Source organism: Micromonospora sp. NPDC004704 (assembly GCF_053601675.1).
Genome location: NZ_JBSGCD010000009.1, coordinates 110730 through 134537, shown reverse-complemented (window position 1 = coordinate 134537; position 23808 = coordinate 110730). Strand labels below are relative to the sequence as shown.

20 protein-coding genes are annotated in these 23808 nt (G+C 71.7%); 10 read left to right on the top strand and 10 right to left on the bottom strand.

Annotation, left to right across the window (positions count from 1 at the left end):
* Nucleotides 1–99: 99 nt before the first annotated feature.
* Genes ruvB through ruvC form a run of 3 tightly spaced genes read right to left on the bottom strand, consistent with a single transcriptional unit; the run spans nt 100 to nt 2335 of the window.
* On the bottom strand, nt 100–1158 hold the full coding sequence (ruvB, locus tag ACWEFB_RS15395; RefSeq protein ID WP_452285856.1) for a Holliday junction branch migration DNA helicase RuvB: 1059 nt from the start codon (nt 1156–1158) through the stop codon (nt 100–102).
* Entirely contained in the window at nt 1155–1757 is a 603-nt protein-coding gene (gene ruvA, locus ACWEFB_RS15390) for a Holliday junction branch migration protein RuvA (RefSeq protein WP_326559512.1), read from the bottom strand. The genes ruvB and ruvA overlap by 4 nt, the downstream gene beginning before the upstream one ends.
* Nucleotides 1754–2335 carry a crossover junction endodeoxyribonuclease RuvC gene (gene ruvC / locus ACWEFB_RS15385; RefSeq protein ID WP_326559513.1) on the bottom strand — a complete coding sequence of 194 codons (582 nt, stop codon included), beginning with the start codon at nt 2333–2335 and terminating at the stop codon, nt 1754–1756. The genes ruvA and ruvC overlap by 4 nt, the downstream gene beginning before the upstream one ends.
* 170 nt (nt 2336–2505) lie before the next feature.
* Between ruvC and ACWEFB_RS15380 the strand changes: the two genes are divergently transcribed.
* Complete coding sequence (locus ACWEFB_RS15380; protein WP_326559514.1) at nt 2506–3288, top strand: 3-hydroxybutyrate dehydrogenase; 783 nt, start codon at nt 2506–2508, stop codon at nt 3286–3288.
* A 17-nt stretch (nt 3289–3305) separates the two neighbouring features.
* Nucleotides 3306–5225 (top strand): helix-turn-helix domain-containing protein, encoded by a 1920-nt coding sequence (locus ACWEFB_RS15375; protein WP_326559515.1) that lies wholly within the window; start codon nt 3306–3308, stop codon nt 5223–5225.
* Nucleotides 5226–5252: 27 nt separating this feature from the next.
* Here the strand turns inward: ACWEFB_RS15375 and ACWEFB_RS15370 are convergent, their stop codons facing one another.
* The 5 genes from ACWEFB_RS15370 to ACWEFB_RS15350 form a co-directional block, all read right to left on the bottom strand.
* A complete protein-coding gene (locus tag ACWEFB_RS15370; RefSeq protein WP_452285853.1) occupies nt 5253–5858 on the bottom strand; it encodes a TetR/AcrR family transcriptional regulator in 606 nt (201 codons plus the stop codon).
* A gap of 19 nt (nt 5859–5877) precedes the next feature.
* The gene (locus ACWEFB_RS15365; protein ID WP_452285851.1) at nt 5878–7458 is read right to left on the bottom strand and encodes an MFS transporter; all 1581 of its coding nucleotides are present in this window, start codon (nt 7456–7458) and stop codon (nt 5878–5880) included.
* A 249-nt stretch (nt 7459–7707) separates the two neighbouring features.
* On the bottom strand, nt 7708–8742 hold the full coding sequence (locus ACWEFB_RS15360; protein WP_452285849.1) for an aminotransferase class V-fold PLP-dependent enzyme: 1035 nt from the start codon (nt 8740–8742) through the stop codon (nt 7708–7710).
* A 25-nt stretch (nt 8743–8767) separates the two neighbouring features.
* Nucleotides 8768–9958 carry a YncE family protein gene (locus ACWEFB_RS15355; RefSeq protein ID WP_452285847.1) on the bottom strand — a complete coding sequence of 397 codons (1191 nt, stop codon included), beginning with the start codon at nt 9956–9958 and terminating at the stop codon, nt 8768–8770.
* Between the two features lie 104 nt (nt 9959–10062).
* Complete coding sequence (locus tag ACWEFB_RS15350) at nt 10063–11457, bottom strand: cation:dicarboxylate symporter family transporter (protein ID WP_452285845.1); 1395 nt, start codon at nt 11455–11457, stop codon at nt 10063–10065.
* Nucleotides 11458–11597: 140 nt separating this feature from the next.
* Between ACWEFB_RS15350 and ACWEFB_RS15345 the strand changes: the two genes are divergently transcribed.
* Both ACWEFB_RS15345 and ACWEFB_RS15340 read left to right on the top strand, forming a co-directional pair.
* Nucleotides 11598–13205, top strand: coding sequence for a sensor histidine kinase (locus ACWEFB_RS15345; RefSeq protein ID WP_452285843.1), 1608 nt, complete (start codon nt 11598–11600; stop codon nt 13203–13205).
* Complete coding sequence (locus tag ACWEFB_RS15340; RefSeq protein WP_326559522.1) at nt 13202–13885, top strand: response regulator; 684 nt, start codon at nt 13202–13204, stop codon at nt 13883–13885. Before ACWEFB_RS15345 ends, ACWEFB_RS15340 begins: the two co-directional genes overlap by 4 nt.
* 14 nt (nt 13886–13899) lie before the next feature.
* On the opposite strand, the gene ACWEFB_RS15335 is transcribed toward ACWEFB_RS15340, so the two are convergent.
* Together ACWEFB_RS15335 and ACWEFB_RS15330 are read right to left on the bottom strand one after the other, a co-directional pair.
* Nucleotides 13900–15672 (bottom strand): ABC transporter ATP-binding protein, encoded by a 1773-nt coding sequence (locus tag ACWEFB_RS15335; RefSeq protein WP_452285841.1) that lies wholly within the window; start codon nt 15670–15672, stop codon nt 13900–13902.
* On the bottom strand, nt 15669–17387 hold the full coding sequence (locus ACWEFB_RS15330) for an ABC transporter transmembrane domain-containing protein (RefSeq protein ID WP_452286047.1): 1719 nt from the start codon (nt 17385–17387) through the stop codon (nt 15669–15671). The genes ACWEFB_RS15335 and ACWEFB_RS15330 overlap by 4 nt, the downstream gene beginning before the upstream one ends.
* Before the next feature lie 317 nt (nt 17388–17704).
* Between ACWEFB_RS15330 and ACWEFB_RS15325 the strand changes: the two genes are divergently transcribed.
* Genes ACWEFB_RS15325 through ACWEFB_RS15300 form a run of 6 tightly spaced genes read left to right on the top strand, consistent with a single transcriptional unit; the run spans nt 17705 to nt 23375 of the window.
* Nucleotides 17705–18580 carry an STAS domain-containing protein gene (locus tag ACWEFB_RS15325; RefSeq protein WP_452285839.1) on the top strand — a complete coding sequence of 292 codons (876 nt, stop codon included), beginning with the start codon at nt 17705–17707 and terminating at the stop codon, nt 18578–18580.
* A complete protein-coding gene (locus ACWEFB_RS15320) occupies nt 18580–19029 on the top strand; it encodes an STAS domain-containing protein (RefSeq protein ID WP_452285837.1) in 450 nt (149 codons plus the stop codon). The genes ACWEFB_RS15325 and ACWEFB_RS15320 overlap by 1 nt, the downstream gene beginning before the upstream one ends.
* Nucleotides 19026–19451, top strand: a complete 426-nt coding sequence (locus ACWEFB_RS15315; RefSeq protein ID WP_452285835.1) for an anti-sigma regulatory factor — start codon at nt 19026–19028, stop codon at nt 19449–19451. Before ACWEFB_RS15320 ends, ACWEFB_RS15315 begins: the two co-directional genes overlap by 4 nt.
* Nucleotides 19433–20461, top strand: coding sequence for a SpoIIE family protein phosphatase (locus ACWEFB_RS15310; protein ID WP_452285833.1), 1029 nt, complete (start codon nt 19433–19435; stop codon nt 20459–20461). Before ACWEFB_RS15315 ends, ACWEFB_RS15310 begins: the two co-directional genes overlap by 19 nt.
* Nucleotides 20458–21819, top strand: coding sequence for a sensor histidine kinase (locus ACWEFB_RS15305; RefSeq protein ID WP_452285831.1), 1362 nt, complete (start codon nt 20458–20460; stop codon nt 21817–21819). The genes ACWEFB_RS15310 and ACWEFB_RS15305 overlap by 4 nt, the downstream gene beginning before the upstream one ends.
* Nucleotides 21816–23375: a SpoIIE family protein phosphatase gene (locus tag ACWEFB_RS15300; protein ID WP_452285829.1), complete on the top strand. Its 1560-nt coding sequence runs from the start codon at nt 21816–21818 to the stop codon at nt 23373–23375. Before ACWEFB_RS15305 ends, ACWEFB_RS15300 begins: the two co-directional genes overlap by 4 nt.
* Nucleotides 23376–23808: the final 433 nt, after the last annotated feature.

Here is a 23808-nt window from a genome sequence, read left to right as displayed (position 1 = left end):
AAGCGAAATCTCCTGTCTCTACAGACAGATCGCGGCGAAGTCTAGTCGGTGAGTCTGTGTACGCCGAATGCGGCACGGATCACAAACACATCACGGCGCTTACGACTCGGCACTGAACAGATCGGGCGCCGCGCTCGGACTGGCACCAAATGTACCATTCGGTGGAGTACGCCCCAGATGGTGCCAGGCCGCCTCGGTGGCCACCCGCCCGCGCGGAGTCCTGGCCAGCAGCCCCGCCCGGACCAGGAACGGCTCGCACACCTCCTCCACCGTGTCCGGCTGCTCCCCCACCGCCACGGCCAGCGTGGAGAGGCCGACCGGCCCGCCCCGGAACGAGTCGATCAAGGCGGTGAGCACCGCCCGGTCGAGCCGGTCCAGCCCGAGCGCGTCGACGTCGTACACCTTGAGGGCGGCGCGGGCGGTCTCCAGGGTGACCACGCCCTCGGCCCGGACCTCGGCGAAGTCCCGCACCCGGCGCAGCAGCCGGTTGGCGATCCGGGGCGTGCCCCGCGACCGGCCGGCGATCTCGACCGCGCCCTCCTCGGTGATCGGTACGCCGAGAATGCGCGCCGAACGGTGCAGCAGCGCCTCCAGATCGGCCGCGCTGTAGAAGTCGAGGTGCGCCACGAAACCGAACCGGTCACGCATCGGCCCGGTCAGCAGCCCGGACCGGGTGGTCGCACCGACCAGGGTGAATGGCTCCACGTCGATCGGGATGGCGGTCGCACCCGGGCCCTTGCCGACGATCACGTCGACCCGGAAGTCCTCCATCGCGCTGTAGAGCAGTTCCTCGGCCGGCTTGGCGATCCGGTGGATCTCGTCGATGAAGAAGACGTCGCCCTCGGCGAGACTGGTCAGGATCGCCGCCAGGTCACCCGAGCGCTCGATCGCCGGGCCGCTGGTGACCCGGATGCCGGTGCCGAGCTCGGCCGCGACGATGTTCGCCAGGGTGGTCTTGCCCAGGCCCGGCGGGCCGGAGAGCAGGATGTGGTCGGGCGGGGCGCCCCGGCCCATGGCGCCCTTCAACAGCAGGTCGAGTTGGTCGCGTACGCGGTGCTGGGCGATGAAGTCGGACAGCCGCTTCGGTCGGACGCTGACCTCGGCGTCCCGTTCGGCGTCGTCCGCGTACACCGAGACCAGGTCCTCGGAGTCGGTCATCGGGTCTTACCAAGCAGCCGGATCGCCTGCTTGAGCAGCACCGGCACCGGCGGTGTCGGGCCGTCGATGGTCTCCGCCACGGTGGCCACCGCCTGGTCTGCCTGGGCGACACTCCAGCCGAGCCCGACCAGCGCCTGCCGGATCTGGTCCGGCCACGCCCCGCCGACCACACCGCCCGCGCCGTCCGGGCCGATCGCCACCGGCCCGATCTTGTCCCGCAGCTCGAGCACCAGGCGCTCGGCGCCCTTCTTGCCGATCCCCGGCACCCGAACCAGGGTGGCGGTGTCGGAGTTGGCGATCGCCTTGCGGACCACGTCCGGCGAGTGCACCGCCAGCACCGCCTGGGCCAACCGGGGACCGACCCCGCTGGCCGTCTGGAGCAGCTCGAAGAGGTGCTTCTCGTCGTCGTCGGCGAAGCCGTAGAGGGTCAGCGAGTCCTCCCGGACCACCAGGGTGGTGGCCAACCGGGCCTCGACCCCGATCCGGAGCCCGGCCAGGGTGCCCGGCGCGCAGTGCACGGCCAGCCCCACCCCACCGACCTCGATCACCGCGGTGTCGCCCCCGATCCCGGCCACCACGCCCCGCACACTCGCGATCATTGCGTTCCTCCACGTCGGGCGGCGCCCGCCCCCGGACGTCGCGGTGCGGTGACCGCCGCGGTCCGCCGGGCGACGGCGTCCGCCGCTGCGGCCAGCCGGGCACGGGTCCCGCCCCGCCACACATGACAGATGGCCAGTGCCAGCGCGTCCGCCGCGTCCGCCGGCTTCGGCGGCGCGTCCAGCCGGAGCAGCCGGGTGACCATCGCGGTGATCTGGTCCTTGTCGGCGCGACCGGACCCGGTCACCGCCGCCTTCACCTCGCTCGGCGTGTACGTCTGCACCGGCAGCCCGGCCCGCGCGCCGGCCAGTACGGCGATCGCGCTCGCCTGGGCGGTGCCCATCACGGTCCGGGTGTTGGACTGGCTGAACACCCGCTCGACCGCGACGCTCTCCGGCTGGTGCTCGGCGACCAGTTCGGTCAGCGCCCGGTCCAGGTGCAGCAGTCGCAGCGACAGGTCGGCGGCCGGATCGGTACGGACCACGGTGTACGCGATCAGCGTGCACGGTCGGCCGGGGACGCCCTCGACCACACCGACTCCGCACCGGGTCAGCCCCGGGTCGACGCCGAGCACCCGCACGCCGCCCCCTCCCCTACGCACCGGCAGTACACGTGTTCGACACCCTACTGGCGGCGTCGAAACGGGGACACGGCGACACGCCCGCTCCGTCGGAGCCACATAGGCTCCCCGGCGAGTATGTGTTCGTTGCCCATGTGCGCCTGCCCGTCAGGGTCGTAGCTTCTTGCGCCATGACGGCAGAAAGCGTGGCGGATCCCCACGTCGTACGGCTCGACCTGTCGGGGCGCAGCGCGCTGGTCACCGGTGGTGGGAGCGGCATCGGTCGGGCCTGCGCGGTCCGGCTGGCGGCGGCCGGGGCCGAGGTCACCGTGGTCGACCGCAACGCCGAGTCGGCCAAGGCGGTGGCGGCGGAGATCGGTGGGCACGCCGTGGCCGCCGACCTGTCCGACCCGGCGGCGACCTCGGCGCTGGACGCGGCCGTGGACATCGTGGTGAACAACGCCGGCCTGCAACACGTCGCCCCGATCGAGGACTTTCCGGCCGAGCGGTTCGCGTACATCCACCGGGTGATGGTGGAGGCCCCGTTCCTGATCATCCAGCGGGCGCTGCCCCGGATGTACGAGCGCGGCTGGGGGCGAGTGATCAACATCTCCTCCGTGCACGGGCTGCGCGCGTCGCCGTACAAGTCGGCCTACGTGTCGGCGAAGCACGCCCTGGAGGGGCTCTCCAAGGTGGTAGCGCTCGAGGGCGCCCCGCACGGGGTGACCGCCAACTGCATCAACCCGGCGTACGTGCGTACCCCGCTGGTCGAGGGGCAGATCGCCGCCCAGGCGGCCACCCACGGCATCCCGGAGAGCGAGGTGGTCGAGAAGATCATGCTGGCTCGGGCCGCGATCAAACGCCTGATCGAGCCGGAGGAGGTCGCCGAACTGATGGCGTACCTGTGCTCGCCCGCGGCGTCGTTCATCACCGGCGCCGCGATCGCGGTCGACGGGGGCTGGACAGCAAACTGAAGATCCCCACCCGCACAATGGGTCCCATGTCGTCGCCGATCGAGTTCCTGGAGCTACTGGCCCGCGAGGCCGCGGCGGTGGAGTTCGAGGGGCCGCTGGTCGCCGCCCGCGCCGCCGGCCTGCCGGCCGAGCGGCTGGCCGAGCTGGAACAGGCCAAGGTGGTCGCGCTGCGGGTGCGCGCGCTGCTGGAACGACGACGCCAACGCGAGGTCGAACTCTCCGGCCTGTACGACACCGCCAGCGATCTCGCCGGCCTGCGTGACCTGGACGCGGTGCTGCACGCGATCGTGCACCGGGCCCGGCACCTGCTCGGCACCGACGTGGCGTACATGACGCTCAACGACGAGGCGCACGGCGACACGTACATGCGGGTGACCGACGGTTCCGTCTCGGCCCGGTTCCAGCGGCTGCGGTTGCCGATGGGGGCGGGACTCGGCGGTCTGGTCGCGCAGAGCGGCACCCCGTACGCGACCGCGAACTATCCCGAGGACGCCCGCTTCCACCACACCGGGGAGATCGACGCCGGGGTCGGCGAGGAGGGGCTGGTCGCGATCCTCGGCGTACCGCTGCGGCTCGGTGCGAGCGTGATCGGGGTGCTCTACGCGGCCAACCGGTCCGCCCGACCGTTCGCCCGCGAGGAGGTGGCCCTGCTGGTCTCGCTGGCCGCGCACGCGGCGGTCGCGATCGACACCGCCCGGCTGCTCGCCGAGACCCAGGCCGCGCTCGCCGAACTCTCCTTCGCCAACGGCACCATCCAGACCCACAGCGCGTCGGTCGAGCGGGCCGCCGCCGCCCACGACCGGATGACCGCGCTGGTGCTGCGCGGCGGCGGGGTGGAGGACGTGGCGGCGGCGGTGACCGAGGTGCTCGGAGGCGCGCTGCTCGCGCTCGACGCCGAGGGCCGGCTCCTGGCCCGGGTCGGCACCATCGACGAGCCGGAACGGTCGGCCCTGGTCGAGGCCGTGGTCGCGTCCCGGACCGAGGGCCGCAGCGTCCGCCGGGGACCCCTCTGGTACGCCGCCGTGGTCGCCGGTACGGAGAACCTCGGCGCCCTGGTGCTGCATCCCGACGACGAACTCGTCAACGCCGACCAGCGGATCCTGGAGCGGGCGGCACTGGTCACCGCGCTGCTGCTGCTGTTCCGCCGGACGGTGGCCGAGGCCGAGGGACGGGTCCGCGGTGAACTGCTCGACGACCTGATCGCCCGCCCGGTACGCGACGCGGAGGCGCTGCGCAGCCGGGCCCGCCGACTCGGGGTGGAACTCGACGCCCCGCACGTACTGGTGGCGGTCGGGGACGACGTGATCGCGGCAACCGGTTCGGCCCGGCAGCGGGTGGTGTCGTGGGCGACCACGTACGCCTCGACCCGGGGTGGGTTGGCCGCGGCCCGCGACGGCCGGGTGGTGCTGATGCTGCCCGGTCAGGACGCCGGTGGGGCGGCGCGGGCGGTGGTCCGGGACCTGTCCCGGGTGACCGGTCGGCCGGTGACCGCCGGTTCCAGCGGCCCGTCCACCGGGCCGGCGTCGCTGGGCACCGCGTTCCGTGAGGCGGACCGCTGCCTGACCGCGCTCTGGGCGCTCGGCCGGGCCGGCGAGGGGGCGAGCACCGCCGAACTCGGCTTCGTCGGGCTGCTCCTCGGCGCGGTCACCGAGGACGGCGACCGGGACGTGGCCCGGTTCCTGGCCGACACGGTGGGTCCGGTGGTCGACTACGACGCCCGGCGCGGTACGGCGCTGGTGAAGACGCTGGAGGCGTACTTCGGGGTGGGTGGCAGCCTGGCCCGGGCGGCCGAGCAGTTGCACGTACACGTGAACACGGTGACCCAGCGGCTGGAGCGGGTCGGGCAACTGCTCGGCCCGGACTGGCAGAAGCCGGAGCGGGCGCTGGAGGTCCAGCTCGCGCTCCGGCTGCACCGCCTCCGTACGCCCACCCCCTGACGCCCGTACGCCGGGCGTCCGGGTGTGTCAGGCGGCGCCGATGCCGGTGAGCAGGGCGTCGACCACCCGCTCGGGCAGGTCGTCGTCGGCGATGCCGAGCTTCGGGTGCCAGCGCAGCAGCCGCTGGAGCAGCACCGGTGCGGTGAGCATGGCCAGGGTCAGCTCGATGTCGAAGTCGGGGCGGAGTTCCCCGCGATCGATCCCCCGCTGGAGCACGTCCCGCATCACCTGCCGGCGGGGTTCGAGCAGTTCCTGGTAGAGCCGGTGCATGTCGGCGTCGCGCTGGATGGTCGGCATCATGCACGGGAAGATCGACGCCGCTCGGGAGTCCGGGTTGTGGCCCACCTGGCTGAGCAGCGTCACCAGGTCCTCGCGGGCGGTCGCCCCGTTCGGCATCGTCGGCGGACCCTTGAGGGTCCGGAGGGTGTCGATGATCAGAGCGTCCTTGCCGGACCAGCGACGGTAGATGGTCGCCTTGCCGACGCCCGCACGGGCGGCGATCGCCTCGATGGAGAGCGCCTCGATGGTGCTGCCCTCGGCGAGCAGGTCCAGAGTGGCTTCGACGATCGCCTCGTCGACGCGGGTGCTCCGCGGTCGCCCGGGCGACCGCGGAGCATCAGCGGTGGTGGTCATGTCGGTCATTGTTTCCGACTTATGACGCGGGTGCCAGTTCCGGCGCGGGCGCCGTCTCCGGCTGGACGTGCGCGTCGGTCGCGGCACGTCCCGGCATCCAGCGCAGTACCACCAGGATGCCGAGGACCACGACGATGGCCGACAGTCCGGAGGCCCAGTGCATGGCCGAGACGAACGCGTCGTTGGCCGCGCCGATCACACCCTGGCCGGCCGGACCCATCTGGGCGGCGGCGCCGTACGCACCGGAGATGGACTCGTTGACCGCGTCCCGAGCCGGACCGGGCAGCGCGGCGGTGGACCCGGCGATCTGGTCCCGGTAGACCGCGGAGAGCACCGATCCGAGCACCGCGACGCCGAGTGCGGCACCGACCTGCCGGACGGTGTTGCTGACCGCCGAACCGACGCCGGCCTTCTCCCGGGGCAGCGCGGACATGACCGACTCGGTGGCCGGGGCGACGATGTGCGCCATCCCCATGCCCTGGAAGAAGAACGAGACCAGCAGGACCCAGATCGGCGTCTCCGCCCCGACGAAGATGAACACGGCGAGGGCGAGGGCGGTCAGGGTCAGCCCGAATGCGGAGACCGCCTTGGCGCCGTACCGCTTGACCATGCCCGCGCTGCGCGGGGCGAAGATCAGTTGCGCGGCGGCGAAGGGCAGGAACAGCAGGCCGGTGTGCAGCGGCGCGTAGCCCCGGACCAGTTGCAGGTAGAACGAGCTGAAGAACATCACGCCCATGGCGGCGAAGAAGGTCAGCCCGACCACCGCGACCGGCGCGGCGAACCGGGGCAGCTTGAACAGCCGTACGTCCAGCGCGGGGAACTCGATCCGCCGCTCGTAGAAGACGAACGCCGCCAGTACGGCGAGCCCACCGATGATCGCGGTCCAGACCAGCGGGCGGTCGAACCCGTGCTCACCGCCGTCGATGATGCCGTAGGTCAGGCCGACCAGACCGATCACCGAGAGCAGTACGCCGATCACGTCGACCCGGTTCGGTCGCGGGTCCCGCGACTCGGGGACCAGGATGAACGCGGCCACCAGGCCGACCAGCACCACCGGCACGTTGATCAGGAAGACCGAGCCCCACCAGAAGTGCTCCAGCAGCAGGCCACCCAGGATCGGGCCGATCGCCACGGCGAGGCCGACCGCGCCGGCCCAGATGCCGATCGCGCGGGCCCGTTCGCGGGGGTCGAACACGTTGGAGATGACCGACAGGGTGGCCGGCATGATCGCCGCACCGCCGAGGCCCATCAGTGCCCGTGCCCCGATCAGTTGGCCGGGGCTCTGGGCGTACGCGGAGAGCAGCGACGAGGCCCCGAACATGGCCAGACCGAGCAGCAGGAACCGCTTGCGCCCGAGCCGGTCGCCGAGCACCCCGAAGGTGAACAGCAGGCCGGCGAAGACCAGCGTGTAGGAGTTGATCGCCCATTCCAGCTCGCCCTGGCTGGCACCGAGCCCGTGTACCGGGTCGGACAACGTACGCAGGGCGACGTTGAGGATCGTGTTGTCCAGGACCACCACCAGCAGGCTGATCACCAGCACGCCGAGGATCGCCCACCGCCGTGGGTGCCCGGTGTTCTCGAACGGTTGTGGGTTTTGCATCAAAACGCCCCTACCCCGATACTCCGTATCCTCAAAACGATACGGAACAGACTCGTAACGTAAAGAACCTAGCCCCCTCCTAACCGATACGGAACCGTATCGTTTCGAATTGTGACCCCCCTCACCCTCCCCTCCCCCCACCTCCCCTCCCCCCTCCCCTCCCCCTCCTCGTCGATCTAGGGCAAATACGTGCTAGTGGATCTCCAGGAACACGTATTTGCCCTAGATCGACGCGCGTTGGGGGTGGGGTCAGGTGAGGGCGGAGAGGGCGCGGTTCACGTCCGAGGGGGTGGAGTAGAGGTGGAAGGAGGCGCGGACGCGGCCCGCTCGGACGGCGGCCCGGATGCCGGCGGCGGCCAGCCGCTCCTCCGCCCCGGGTACGTCCACCGTGACGATCGCGCTGTTGCCGGGCGGCTGCCCGAGGCCGGTGAGGAACCGGTTGGCCAGGGCCACGTTGTGGTCCCGGATCGCCGGCAGGCCGATCTCGGCGACAAGTTCCAGTGCGGGTGCCGCCCCGACGTAGCTGAACCAGGCCGGGGAGAGGTCGAACCGGCGGGCGTCGGTGGCCAGGCGCAGCGGCGGTCCGTAGTAGGAGCCGTGCGGGTCCTCGCCCGCGTACCAGCCGGCGGCGAGCGGGGTGAGCCGGTCCCGCAGCGCCGGGGCGAGGTAACCGAACGCGGCACCCCTGGGTGCCATCAACCACTTGTACGCCCCCACCACCACCGCGTCGGCCAGTCCCGCGTCGAACGGCAGCCAGCCGCAGCCCTGGGTCGCGTCGACCACCACCAGGGCGCCGTGTGTACGGGCCGCCGCCACCACCGACTCGTACTCGGCGACCGCCCCGGTGGCGGACTGGACCAGGCTGAACGCGACCAGGTCGGTGGACGCGTCGATCGACTCGACCAGCCGCGCCGCCGGTACGGTCCGTACCCGTACGCCCCGGTCGGTGTGCACCATCCAGGGGAAGAGGTTCGAGGTGAACTCCTCCTCCGGCGCCAGTACGGTGGTGCCGGCCGGCAGTGCGGCGGCGATCGGGGCGAGCAACTGGGAGACCCCGGCGCCCACGCACACGTCGGCGACCGGCACCCCGACCAACCCGGCGAACGCGGTCCGGGACCGGTCGGCCGCCGCACCCCACCCCTCCCACGAGGTGGCCCCGACCTGCCACTCGCCCAGTGCCCGCTGCAACGCCTCCCAGCCCGGTCGCGGCGGCAGCCCGTAGCTTGCGGTGTTGAGCCAGCCCGGCTCGGGGTTCCACAGCTCCTGTGCGCGTACGAGATCCATGGCCGCAGGGTAGGCGGCGGCCCGGTCAGCGGATGTTGGCGGTGTGGCCCAGGGAGTAGCGGCCCGGTTGGGGCCAGATGGTCAGGCCGTGCGGGCCGGAGCCGACCGGGATCCGGGCCAGCAGGCGACCGTCGGCGGTGCTTATCGCGTACACCTCGTCGTGGTAGCGGCCGGAGAGCCAGAGCACCCGCCCGTCGGCCGAGAGCCCGCCCATGTCCGGGCTGCCCCCGTCGGGGATCCGCCAGAGTCCGGCCGTGGTGAGCGTGGCCAGGTCGATCAGGCTCACGGTGCCCTCGTCCCGGTTGGTCACGTACGCGAGGGTGCCGTCCCGGCTGAAGTAGATGCCGTGCGCGCCCTTGCCGGTGGGGATGAACCCGGTCCGTCGGGTGGCCGCCCCGTCGAAGACGTACACACCGGCCGCCATCATGTCCGCGACCAGGAAGTGCCGCCCGTCCGGGGTGAGCCGGGTGTCCTGCGGCATCCCGTCGGCCACCACGTCCAGGTCGAACTGGCGCACCTTGGTCCGCGTGACCGCGTCGACCACCAGCATCCGGTTGTCGAACTCGCAGCTCACCAGCATGGTCCGGCCGTCGACCGAGTAGTCCATGTGGTTGATCCCGGCGCACTCCGGAAAGGTCACCGAGCTGGTCCGTTCCCAGGTGGCGGCGTCGTAGAAGTCGAGTCGCTGGTAGAACTCGGCGACCACGATCCCCTGCTTGCCGTCGGGGGTGAAGTACAGGTTGTAGACGTCCTGCACGTCGATCATCTCGCCCGGTGTGCCGGTACGCGGGTCGATCGGCACCAGCCCGCCGGACGGGACCTGGCTGGAGGCGACGTAGAGCGTGCGCAGGTCGTAGGAGGGGACCACGTGCTGCGGTTCCGGGCCGCCGGGGAACTTGTCCACCACCTCGTACGTCTCCGGGTCGATCACCCACACGTCGTCGCTGCCCGTGTTCGGCACGTACACCAGGGGTTTGTCACCGCGTACCGCCTCGATGAACTGATCGGCGCCGGCGGCGGCGTACACGTTGGTGGTGGAGGTGTAGGGCGGCATGCCGGCGATCAGCTCCAGGGCCGGCGTGGCCCGCGGCTCGGCCTGCTGGCCGGGCGGGACCGACGCCGGTCCGGACGGGCGCGGCGTCTGCTCGGTGCAGGCGGTGAGCGCGATCAGCAGGGTCAGCACGGACCCGGCGAGGATTTTCTGCCCTCTGGTCACGGCCCGACTTTACCGACGAAACCTCGCAAGTTTCGCTTTACATACTTATCGGGCCATCCACCCGTCACGTGGGGTGGATGGCCCGAAAACCGGAACGCTGACGGTCAGCTCCGAGCGCCCGTCGATGCCGGCTCGGCGCCCTCGGACGCGGTCCGGTCGCCGGAGTCGTCGTCCGGCGTCTCGTCGTCCGCCGGCCCGTGCTCGTCGACCATGGTCGACTCGTCGAACGGCCGCTCACCGGAGAGCACCGCGAGCGCCTGTTCCTTGTCGAACTCGCGGGTCCAGGTGCCGATCAGTACGGTCGCCACCGCGTTGCCGGCGAAGTTGGTCAGCGCGCGGGCCTCGGACATGAAGCGGTCGATGCCGACGATCAGGCCCACCCCGTCGACCAGGTCCGGCCGGTGGCTCTGCAACCCGCCGGCCAGGGTGGCGAGCCCGGCACCGGTGATGCCGGCCGCCCCCTTGGACGCGATGACCATGAAGACCAGCAGGGAGATCTGCTCACTGATGGCGAGTGGCTTGCCCAGCGCCTCGGCCACGAAGAGCGAGGCCATGGTCAGGTAGATCGCGGTGCCGTCGAGGTTGAACGAGTAGCCGGTCGGGACGGTGATGCCGACCACCGGCTTGCTCACCCCGAAGTGCTCCATCTTGGCGATCAGCCGGGGCAGCGCCGACTCCGAGGAGGAGGTGGAGAGGATCAGCAGGAACTCCCGGCCCAGGTAACGCAGCAGGGAGAAGATCGAGATGCCGGCGATGAGGCGGAGCAGCAGACCCAGGATGACGACGACGAAGATCAGACAGGTGGCGTAGAAGCCGATCATGATCTGGGCCAGGCTCTTGAGCGCGTCCATCCCGGTCGCGCCGACCACGGCGGCGATCGCGCCGAACGCACCGATCGGCGCCAGCCACATGACCATCGTCAGGATCTTGAAGACCAGCCGCTGGATCACACCGACCGCCCGCAGGACCGGCTCACCCCGGCGTCCCATCGCCTGTACGGCGAAGCCGACGAGGAGCGCGACCAGCAGGGTCTGCAACACCTCACCCTCGGTCAACGCCGACAGCAGCGAGGTCGGGATGATGCCGAGCAGGAAGTCGACCGTACCCTCGCTCTCGCCGCTGACCTGGGCCTGGCCGGCGGCGGCCTGGGCGGCACCGAGGTGCAGGCCCGAGCCGGGGTGGACGATGTTGCCGACCACGAGCCCGATGGCGAGCGCCACCGTCGACATGATCAGGAAGTAGCCGAGCGCCAGGCCGCCGACCTTGCCGACCTTGGCGGCCTGCCGGACCGAGCCGACGCCGAGCACGATGGTGCAGAAGATGATCGGGCTGATCATCATCTTGATCAGCGCGACGAAGCCGGTACCGATCGGCTTCAGCTCCTTGGCCGCCTCCGGCGCGGCGAAGCCGAGGACGATGCCGGCGACGACGGCGACGATGACGGCGAGGTACAGATAGTGGGTGCGGTCCCGTCGTGGCCGGGCGGTGGGGGTGTCCATGCCCGAGACTGTGGCCTGGATCTCACGAGCACACATCCTTGCGTTCATTGTGTTCACCGCGCCGACCCCAACCCGAAACAACGAGCTGTTCCCCGGCGTCGTCAAGCGCCGGACCCGTCACACAGGGAACACTGGTGCGCATGTCCAGACGACGATGGAGCATCGCGGGCCAGCTCTTCGCCCTGCAGGTCCTGGTCGTCACCCTCCTGGTGGTGGCCGGCATGGCCGGGGCGGTGCTGCTCGCCCGTGCCGACGTACGCGACGCCGCCAAGGAGGAGGTGCTCGCGGTGGCCGAGGCTGTCGCCCGGTCCCCCGACGTGGCAACCGCACTGCGCTCCCCCGACCCCGCCGCCACCCTCCAGCCGTACGCGGAATCGACCCGCCGGGCCACCGGGACCGACTTCATCGTGGTGATGGCACCCGACCGCACCCGCTACTCGCACCCCAACCCGGCACAGATCGGTCACCCCTTCGTCGGCGAGATCGAACCGGCGCTCGCCGGCCGGGCGTTCACCACGATCAACATCGGCACCCTGGGCGAGTCCGTCCGGGCGGTGGTGCCGGTACGCGCCGAGGGCGGCACGGTCATCGGCCTGGTCTCGGTCGGCATCACCACCGAGGCGATCAACCGCAAGCTGCTCGCCCAGGCACCCGCCCTCGCCCTCGCCACCGCCGCCGCACTCGCCCTCGCCGCCGCCGGATCCTGGCTGCTCAGCCGCCGCCTGCGCCGACAGACCCACGGCCTCGGCCCGGCCCAGATCACCCGCATGTACGAGTACTACGACGCGGTCCTGCACTCGGTACGGGAGGGGCTGGTCGTACTCACCCCGGACCGGCGGGTGGCCCTGATGAACGACGAGGCGCGGCGCCTGCTCGGGCTCACCGGGGCGCAACCGGTGCAGGACCGCCCGGTCGCCGAACTCGGCTTCCCCCCGTCCGTCGCCGACCTGATCATCTCCGGCCGACCCGCACACGACGAGCCGATGCTCGCCGGTGACCGGGTCCTGGTCGCCAACCAGCGGCCCACCACCTTCGGCGGCCGGGCGGTCGGGACCGTACTGACCCTGCGCGACCACACCGAGCTGCGCACCCTGGCCAGCGAACTCGACTCCGTACGCGGACTCAGCGAAGCTCTACAGGCACAGGCGCACGAGTCGGCGAACCGGCTGCACACCGTACTGACGCTGGTGGAACTGGGGCGTACGGACGAGGCGGTGCAGCTCGCCACCGCCGAGCTGACCCTCGCCCAGCAACTCACCGACCGGGTCGTCGGCGCGGTCACCGAACCGGCGCTGGCCGCCCTCCTGCTCGGCAAGTCCGCCCAGGCCGGTGAACGGGGCGTGGACCTGGTCGTCGACCCCGACTCCCGCCTCGACGGCAACCCGCTGCCCATCGGCGACCTGCTCACCGTCGTCGGCAACCTGGTCGACAACGCCCTCGAAGCCGTCGGTGGCACCGAACCGCCCCGACAGGTCCAGGTATTCGTCGGTGCCACCGACCAGGAGGTGACCGTACGGGTCGCCGACAGCGGCCCCGGACTGGACCCGACCCAGGTCACGGACGCGTTCCGGCGGGGCTGGTCGACCAAGAGCGCCGGCCGGGGACTCGGCCTGGCACTGGTCGGACAGGTGGTGTCCCGCTATGACGGCAAGGTCGACGTGAGCCGTCCCGCCGCAGGTGGCACGCTGTTCAGCGTCCGGCTGCCGATCCCGGCCCGGCTACCCATCCCCCGGGAGTCCCCGACGTGACCACCATCCGGGTGCTGGTCGTGGAGGACGAGCCCCTGCTCGCCGACGCCCACCGCGCCTACACCGAACGGGTGCCCGGCTTCGCCGTGGTCGGGGTCGTGCACACCGCCCGGGACGCGATGGCGGCCCTGCGCGCGGGTGGTGGCGACGGCGTGGACCTCGTACTGCTGGATTTCCGGCTGCCCGACCTGCACGGCCTGGACGTCTGCCGGGCGCTGCGGGCGGCCGGCAGCAGCACCGACGTGCTCGCCGTGACCTCGGCCCGGGACCTCACCATGGTCCGGGCGGCGGTCGCCCTCGGCGTGACCCACTACCTGCTCAAGCCGTTCACCTTCGCCGCGTTCCGCGACAAGCTGGAGCGGTACGCCGAATACCGCCGCCAGGCTCTCGCCGACGGCACGGTGGTGGCCCAGCACGAGGTCGACCGGATGTTCGCCACGTTGCGCGGTGCGGACGCCGACACCCTGCCCAAGGGGCTCGGCACGGAGACCCTGGACGCGGTGCTGGCGGTGCTGCGGGCCGAGCCGGGACTGTCGGCGACCGAGGTGTCGACCCGGACCGGCACCTCCCGGGTGACCGCCCGCCGCTACCTCGAACACCTGGTCGGGACCGGCCGGGTGAGCCGCAGTTCCCGGTACGGCACCCCCGGCCGCCCCGAGGTCGAGTACCGGCCGACGTAGGGTCGGATGTCCACTCAGGAGGACGGGGTTCGTTCGGCGTGCCAGGAGTTCCAGAGTGCGGCGTACGCGCCGTCGGCGGCCACCAGGTCGTGGTGGGTGCCGAGTTCGGAGATCCGGCCGTCCTCCAGCACCGCCACTCGGTCCGCGTCGTGCGCGGTGTGCAGGCGGTGGGCGATCGCGATCACCGTACGCCCGGCGAGGACCGCGGCCAGCGCCCGCTCGGTGTTGCGTGCGGTGGCCGGATCGAGCAGCGCCGTCGCCTCGTCCAGGATCAGCGTGTGCGGGTCGGCCAGCACCACCCGGGCGAGCGCGAGTTGCTGGGCCTGTGCCCCGTCGAGCCGGTGACCGGCCTCGCCCAACTCGGTGTCCAGCCCGTCCGGTAGGTCGTCGACCCAGTCGGCGCCGACCGCGGCGAGGGCGGCGCGCAACTCCCCGTCACCCGCGCCGGCCGACGCGACCAGCAGGTTGTCCCGCAACGAGTCGAGGAACACGTGGTGCTCCTGGGTGACCAGGACAACCTGGCGGCAAAGGCGTTCCGGTGGCAGGTCGACGATCGGCACCCCGCCGACGGTCACACCGCCGGTACGCGGCCGGTCCACACCCGCGAGCAACCGGCCCAGGGTCGACTTGCCCGCACCGGAGGGCCCGACCAGGGCCAGCCGCTCGCCCGGCCGTACGGTCAGGTCGACGCCGTGCAGCACGTCGCGTACGCCGTCGTAGGCGTAGTGCACACCGGTCACCTCGATCCGGTCGTCGGCCGGTTCGGCGTACGTCGGAGGCGCCGGTCGGGCGATCCGGTCCAGACCCTCGACCCGGGCGAACGAGGCACCGCTGCTCTGCAACTGCTCGACCCAGACCAGGATCGTGTCCAGCGGACTGGTCATCTGGCGCAGGTAGAGCGCTGCCGTGACGACCGTGCCGAGGCTCACCTCGCCCCGGCCGTACAGCAGACCGCCGAGCAGGAGTACCCCGACCACCGGCAGGGTCTGTGAGATGTCCGTACCGGGGAAGAGCACGCTGCGCAGGAACAGGGTCCGCATCCGGGTACGCCGGCACCGCTCGATCGCCTCCAGGCAGGCGGTGATCCGGCGTTGTTGCAGTCCCAGCGCCTCGACCGTACGGGCACCGGAGGCGGTGGCGGCGAGCACCTCCGCGAGGCCCGAGTTCGCCTCCCCCTCGACCAGGTAGGCGGGATGTGCGCGGCGCAGGTACCAGCGGCTGACGAGCCAGATGCCGAGCAGCCCGATCAGGCCGCAGGCGCCGAGCGGCGGGGAGAGGACAAGAAGCGCGCCGAGGATGAAAACAACCTGGATGCCGGCGATGAACACGTCCGGCCCGGCGTCGCGCAGGGTGGTGCCGACGATGGCGACGTCGGTGGTGCCCCGGGCGGTCAGGTCACCGGCGCCCACCCGCTCCACCACCGAGGTCGGCAGCGTCAGGACCCGGTCGACGAACTGCTCCCGGATCCGGGCCGAGGTCCGCTCGCCGAAGCGGTGGCCGAGGTAGCGGGCGTACCGGGTCAGCACCGCCTGGACCAGGGCGAAGGCCAGGATGGCGACGGCGATCCGGTCCACTGCGGCCACCCCGCCGCCACTCTCGACCGTGTTGACGATGCGGCCGAGCAGCCACGGGCCGACCAGTCCGGCGGCGGCGGCGAGCGCGTTCAGCACGATGAGGGCGGCGAAGACACGTCCGTCGCGCCGGATCAGCCGCAGCGCCGCCCGGCGTACCCGTACCGGTTCGGCGACCGGCAGCCCGCCGGCCGCCGGTTCCGCCGGGGCGGTCACCGGACCACCCGCTGGTTCGGCAACCCCGGCTCGTCGGACCGATCCCCCGAACCGGCCGCGAGCGGTTCGTCGGGCGGGTCCACCGGACCGGCCGCGAACGGTCCGTCGGGTGCGTCGCGGGAGACCAACCGGCGGTACGCGGCGGAGCCGGCCAGGAGTTCCCGGTGTGTGCCGGCGTCGGCGACCCGCCCGTCGACCAGGTGGTACACGATGTCCGCCTGGTCGGCCAGGAGCGGTGACGTGCTGGTGACCAGGGTGGCGCGACCGGCACGGGCGGCCCGCAGCCGGGTGGCGACGGCGGCCTCGGTGTGCGCGTCGACCGCCGAGGTCGGTTCGACCGCCAGCAGCACCTCCGGGTCGGCCAGCAGCGCCCGCGCCAGGCGGACCCGCTGCCGCTGACCGCCGGAGAGGTTGCGCCCCTGCGCGTCGATGGTCGAGTCGAGCCCGTCCGGGGCGCCGAGGACGATGTCCTGTGCCACGGCGGCGTACACGGCCTGCATGATGGTGTCGTCGTTCCGGTCCCACCGGCCGGCGATCATGTCGCGCAGGGTGCCGGCGAAGAGGTCGGCCTCGTTCTCGGCGACCAGGATCCGGTCCCGTACGCGGGCCGGGTCGAGCCGGTCGAGGCGGGTCCCTCCCCAGGTGACGTCCGAGGCGACAAAACCGCCGAGGCGGTCGACGACGGTCCCGGTCTCCGCCGGGCGGGCTCCGGCCAGTACGGTCAGCCGCCCCGGCGCCACCTCCACACCGGACACGGGGTCGCGCAGCACCGCGGGTGCCTCGGGCGGGTTCACCGTTGCGGCAGGAACCGTGGAGCCGGGCTCCATGGACAGGAAGCGGATCACCCGTCGGGCGGCGACCAGGCCACGGCTGAGGTCGAGTCCGCCCTCGATGAAGAAGTACACCGGCACGGCGAGGACCGCGACGTATCCGTAGACGGCGACCAGTTCGCCGACGGTGATGTCGCCCGCGGCGGCCGTCCGGGCGGCCAGCCAGGTCACCCCGGCGAGGAAGATCGCCGGCAGGCCGACCCCGAGGGCCTCGATCCAGCTCGTCACCGCACCGACCCGGTAACCGTCGGCCTGCAACGTCCGCGAGCCCTGCCGGTAGCGCTCGGCGTACAACCGCTTGCCGCCGAGGCCGCCGAGAACCCGCAGGCCGCCGACGATGTCGACCAGCCGGGCGGCCAGCGCGCCCTCCCGTTCCCGGTACACCATGCCGACCCGCTGCAACCGTCCCAGCAGCGGGCCGACCAGCACGGCGAGCAGCGGAACACCGAGCAGTACCACCACCGCGAGCAGCGGCGTGACGGAGAGCAGCAGCGCGGCGACCGCGACGTACGTCATCACCGCCCCGACGCCGGGACCGGTGAGGGTCAGCACCCGGCTGATCACCCAGACATCACCGATACCAATGGTGACTACCTCGCCGGCCGTGACCAGTCGGGGCAGCGCGGCGCCGAGCCGGGTCGCCTGACCGACCACGACCCGCACGGTACGGAAGGCCGCGTCCATCCGGATCCCGGTCATCGTCCGGTGCCGCAGCATGCCGACGAAGGCGTTCAGCACCCCGACGCCGAACAGTGCCGCCACCCACCCGACCAGCGCACCGGTGTCCCGGGGCCGCAGTCCGTCGTCGATCGCCCGGCTGAGCAGGTACGGAGGCAGCGCCAGGCCGACCATCCACACCGTGCCCAGCGACGCACCCGCGATCACCCGCCGCCACTGGCTGGTCACCAGCCACCACAGATACCGCCCGGGACCGCGTACGTCCGGCTTCCCGGGATCCTCGTACGAGTGGGCCATCCTCGTACCCTATGGGCTTTGCGGACCCCGCTTCGGTGCCCTCGCGGCGGTGGGGCACGCGTCACCCGGACCGGTGCCGTTCCGGTCACGAACCGGGCCATTCGGAAAGGTCAACTTCCGCAGGCCACCGCCCTGTCGTCGACCCACCGGGCGTGTCCGTCGCCGGTGATACAGTCCACCGGCCTGACCGGCGAGGGGCCGAGCCGGCCGGTAACTGGGGAGGAAACATGGGAATCACGGCGGACGAGAGCAGTCGTCTCGCTGCGTTGCTGAGCGAGCACGCAGAGCATCTGGTGACCCGGTGGACGGAGACCGCCGCCGCGTCGCTGCGCGGCCGGATGACCGAGGCCGAGCTGCGCCAGGAGGTGCAGGAACTGCACCGCACCCTGACCACGACCCTGGGTAACGGCCAGTTCGACCTGACCGCCGAGAATGCCGCCGGACTGCGGGCCACGCTCGCGGATCTGTCCCGCACCCGGGCCCGGCAGGGATTCACCGCCACCGAGACCGCGGTCAGCGTGTTCGCGTTGAAGGACGCGCTGCTCGACGTGCTGGACGTACGCGCCGGTGACCGGGAGACGTTGACGGGGTTCGTCGCGGCGTCGACCGTGGTGGACCAACTCGGCCTGTTCACCTTCGAGCAGTACACGAAGTCGCGGGAACGGCTGATCGCCGACCAGACCGAGCAACTGCTGGAGCTGTCCACCCCGGTGGTCAAGCTCTGGGACGGCGTGGTCGCGATCCCGCTGGTCGGGACGCTGGACTCGGCACGGGCGCAGGTGGTCATGGAACGGCTCCTGCAGACCCTGGTCGACACCGGTTCCCCGTACGCGATCATCGACATCACCGGGGTGCCGGCGGTCGACACCCAGGTCGCGCAGCACATCCTCAAGACCGTGGTCGCCGCCCGGCTGATGGGCGCGGAGTGCATCATCTCCGGCATCCGCCCGCAGATCGCGCAAACCATCGTGGCGCTCGGCATCGAGTTCGGCGACATCGCCACCAAGTCCACCCTCGCCGACGCGCTCCGGCACGCGCTCCGGATGATCGACGCGTCCCGGCGGGCGACCGGCGCGGTCGCCACCGGCCACCGGAGCGCCTGATGGACCGGGTACCCGTCCTCAAGATCGGCGACCTGCTCCTGGTCTCGATCCAGGTCGACATGGAGGACCAGACCGCCCTCACCCTCCAGGAAGACCTGGCCGACCGGATCGTTGCGACCGGCTGCCACGGGGTCATCATCGACATCACCGCGATGGACATCGTCGACTCGTTCGTCGGCCGGATGCTCTCCACCATCGCGGGCATCGCCCGGGTCCTCGACGCGGAGACCGTGGTGGTCGGCATGCGACCCGCGGTGGCGATCACCCTGGTCGAGCTGGGACTGTCGCTGGACGGCATCCGTACCGCCCTGAACGTGGAACGGGGCATGGAACTCCTCGCCCGTTCCCGGGCCGACGAGGCGGCGTACGAGGTCGACCCCTACCCGGCGGACGTCTGGGCGCTACCGGGAGGCCCGGACCTCGACACACCGACACCGACCGCCCCGTGACCGGCGGCTCCGACCCGGGCACCGCCCAGGTCGTGACGATCAACTCGGACGGGGACGTCGTCCGGGTACGCCAACTCGTCCGCACCGCCGCCGTCACGGTCAAACTGTCCCTGGTCGACCAAACCAAACTGGTCACCGCCGCGAGTGAACTCGGCCGGAACACCCTCGTCTACGGCGGCGGCGGGGCCGCCGAGGTCACCTTCGTCGACAGCGGCCGACGAAAGGGCGTACGGGTCGTGTTCTCCGACGACGGCCCCGGCATCGCCGACCTGGACCTCGCCCTCACCGACGGCTACACCTCCGGCGGCGGCCTCGGGCTGGGGCTCAGCGGAGCCCGACGCCTCGTCGACGAGTTCGACATCGACACCGGCGCCGGTCGCGGCACCAGGGTGACCATCACCAAGTGGGCCCGGTCGACGTGACGGGCGAAGACCGGCTGATCGACGACGGGGTCTGGTTCCGGGTCGAGGAGCCGGGCACGATCGGTACGGCCCGCCGGGCCACCGAACAACTCGGGGTGCGGGTCGGCCTGGACAAGGGTCGGGTCGACGCGCTCGCGATCGTGGTGACCGAACTGGCCACCAACCTGGTCAAGCACGCCGACGACGGGCTGCTCCTGATCCGTCCGGCCCGGGCAGGGAAGGTCGCCGGGGTGGAACTCGTCGCGGTCGACTCCGGCCCCGGCATGGCCGACGTGGCGAAGTCGTCGCGGGACGGGCACTCGACCGCCGGTTCGCTCGGCATCGGACTCGGCGCGATCCTGCGGCAGTCGACCTGGGTCGACGTCTTCTCGACGCCCGGTCGGGGCACGGTGACGGTCGCCCGGGTCTGGCCGGCGGAACAACCCGAACCGGTCTGGACCGCCGGGATCAGCCGCCCGATGACCGGCGAGCAGTCGTGCGGCGACGGGTTCGCCGTACGGGTCGTCGACGGCCGGCGGCAGGTGCTGGTCTGTGACGGGCTCGGCCACGGGCCGCTCGCGGCGATGGCGGCTCAGTCCGCCGTACACGCCTTCCACTCCGCTCCGGTGGGGCCACCGTCGGCGGTGCTGGAGCACCTGCACCGGTCGATCTCCCACACCCGTGGTGCCGCCGCCGCGGTCGCCGAACTCGTCCCGGACGCCAACCTGGTCCGGTACGCCGGGCTGGGCAACATCGCCGGGTTCGTGGCGGACGGCGAGGAGCGACGCGGACTGGTGTCCCTGCCCGGAATCGTCGGCCACCAGCGCCGGACGTTACGCGACTTCGAGTATCCGTTGCCGGACGACGCGAACCTGGTCATGCACAGCGACGGGGTGACCGACCGGTGGCGGCTGACGGACTATCCGGGGCTGCAACGCCGCTCCCCGCAGGTGATCGCCGCGACGCTACTGCGGGACGCGGGCGTACGCCGGGACGACGCCTGCGTACTCGTCGCCCGGACCCGACCATGACCGACACCGGCACACCGCTGCTGCGGATGGCGCTGCGTACGGAGTCGGACGTGTTCGTGGTCCGCCAACGCGGCCGGGAGGTGGCCGCCGCCGTCGGTTTCGAGCACCAGGACCAGGTACGGCTGGCCACCGCGCTGAGCGAGATCGGCCGCTACCTGCTGGGCGCCGTCCGTACGCCGACCCGCAGCGAGGTGGTGTTCTCGGTCGAGGTCGACGCGGAGGCGGTACTGGTCATCGAGGTCACCACCGGCGTGACGGCCGGTACGTCACAGCGGGAACTGTCGCAGGCGCTGGCCGTGGCCCGGCTCGTCGACACGTTCGCCGTACGGCAGGACGGGACGACGGCGGTCATCCGGATGTCCCGGCGCATCCCCGCGTCGGCCGGTCCGCTCACTCCCGCCCGACTGGCGGTGGTACGCGACAAACTCGGCACCTCGGTCGCCCGTACGCCGCTGGAGGAGATGGCCGAGCAGAACGAGCAGTTGCTCGCCGCGCTGGAGCAGGCGCGGGCCCAGCGCGACGAACTCGCCCGGCTCAACGACGAGCTCAGCGAGACGAACCAGGGTGTGCTGGCGCTCTACACCCAGCTCTCCGAGGAACTCGACGAGACGAACCGGGGCGTGGTCGCCCTGCACGCCGAGTTGGAGGACCGCTCGGTGCGGTTGCGGGCGGCGAGCGAGGCGAAAACCCGGTTCCTGGCCAACGCCAGTCACGAGTTGCGGGCGCCGGTGACCGCGGTGATCGGGCTGTCCCGGCTGCTGGTCGACCCGTCCTCGGATCCGCTCACCGACGAGCAGCAGCAACAGATAGAGCTGATCCGTGGTTCGGCGGTCGACCTGTTGGCGCTGGTCAACGACCTGCTCGACCTGGCCAAGGCCGAGTCCGGCACGATCGAGCCGACCTGGTCCGACATCGAACTCCGGGCCGTTTTCGGCCAGTTGCGCGGTACGGCACGGGCGCTCGGCACCCGTCCCGAGGTCGAGTTGGTGGTGGTCGAGCCCGACCCGTCGGCCGTGATCCGCTCGGACGAGGTCCTGTTGACCCATGTGCTGCGTAACCTGCTGCACAACGGGCTCAAGTTCACCGAACGGGGGGAGGTGCGGATGACCGCCGAAAGCGACGGGCAGACCTGGACGCTGCGGGTCAGCGACACCGGCATCGGCATCGCACCCGAACTCCAGGAGCGGATCTTCGAGGAGTTCTACCAGGTGCCGGGCCGCTCACCGGGCGGCACCGGGCTCGGGCTCCCCTACGCCCGTCGGCTGGCCACCCTGCTCGGCGGCACCCTCGACGTCGAGAGCACCCCCGGCGCGGGCAGCGCCTTCACCGTCCGCCTACCCGTACGACCGATGCCATGACCGCGCCGAACCAGAGGGCATCCGACGCCACGATTTTGGTGGTCGACGACCGGGCCGCGAAGCGTTACCTGCTGGTGAGCTGGCTGACCCGGGCCGGTTTCACGGTGATCCAGGCCGACAGTGGCGCGGCGGCGCTGGAACGGATGGAACACGAGGACGTCGACCTGATCGTGCTCGACGTGCGGCTCGGCGACATGACCGGGTTCGAGGTCAGTGAACGGATCAAGGCCGATCCCCGTTGGGCGTCCCGGCCGGTGATCCACGTGTCCGCGCACGCGGTCGACGTCGGGGACCGGATCCAGGGCCTCACCCGGGGCGCGGACGCGTACCTGGTGGAGCCGATCGAGCCGGACGAGCTGATCGCCACCACCCACGCCGCGCTGCGGTACTACCGGGCCCGGCGCCGGGCCGAGCTGCTCGCCGCCCGCCTCGCCCGCCTCGCCGAGACCACCCTGGCGGTCAACTCCGCCCCCACCCTGGTCCAGCTCCTCACCGCCGCCGTGGCCGGGGCTTCGCAGATCTTCGGTACGGGCGCGGTTGTCGCCGCGCAGAACACCGACGGCGAACGGCTGATCGCCACCGCCACCGAGCCCGGCACCCCGGTGACGATCCAGTCGTGGCCGGTCGACCCGAGTCCGGTTCCGGTCGGCGTCGCCCTGCGCACCGAACCGCCGACCGCCTGGCCGCTACTCACCAAAGCGGAGGAGCGGATCGCGGTCGCCACCGCGCGACTGCGCGACGACCGGCCGGGGGTGCAGATCGCCGTACCGGACTCGGCCCTGGCCGCCGAGTCCATCGTGCTCAGTCAGCTCGTGCAGGCGCTCGCCGCGGCGGTCGAGGCGCAGCGCTCGTACGACCAGGAGCACCGGATCGCGGTGACGCTGCAACGCAGCCTGCTGCCCCGTACGCTGCCCCGGATCGAGGGTCTGGACCTCGCGGTCCGCTACGAGCCGGCGAGTGCGCAGACCGAGGTCGGTGGCGACTTCTACGAACTCGCGATGATCGACGGCAGGCTCCTGGTGGCGATCGGCGACGTCGCGGGCCACTCACTGCACGCGGCGACCGTGATGGCCGAGCTCCGGCACGCCATCCGGGCGTACGCGGTGGAGGGGCATCCGCCGGGCGCCATCGTCGCGCGGGTCGACAAACTCGTCCGTACGCTCCTGCCGGGCGAGTTCGCCACGCTCTGCGTACTGACCCTCGAACCCGACACGGGCAGGATCCGCCTGGCCAGCGCCGGCCACCTCCCCGCCCTCCTGGTCACCGACGGCGGCGCCACCACCTTCGTCGAGCACACCGCCACCCTGCTCGGCGTACGCGCGAACCGCCCCGACGACCTGGAACTCGTCCTCCCGCCCGGCGCGACCCTGGTCCTCTACACCGACGGCCTGATCGAACGCCGCGACATCGACATAGACCGCCGGATGCTGGCCCTCGCCGCCACCGCCGCCCCGGTCGACGCCAACCTCGACCACTTCTGCGGCCGCCTCCTAACCAACCTGGCCCCCCCAGAAATCACCGACGACATAGCCGTAGTAGCCCTCCGCCGCCACTGACCCTCCCGGATCACGCCGTTGATCATGAAGTTAGGTACGCGATCAGGGCCTCGGCGGCGCGCTAACTTCATGATCAACGCGTGAAGGGGCGGTGCCGGCGGCGCTAGCTGGTACGGGGGGTGCTAGTGGACGGCGAACACGTCGGTTGGGCGCTGACCTGCACGGTCCGTCAGGCAGCTACCACGGATCCGCCCCGCAGAAGGTTGCCCGGCAGAGAAAAGGGCTGATCCTGTACGGACCCACGCCGACCCACCTGCGGACGAGATCAAGGGACGTGGCACCTCGGGCTGTGACGACTAACTGCCCCCAGAAGGGCAGCAAATCGCCACGGCCGCGCCCAATCTTGGGGGGTGCGGGGGGCAGCCCGGGTCGGTGGGGTGGCTTTGCATGATCCACGCGCGCTGAGCTGTCGCCGGGGCGGGTCTTTCGACAG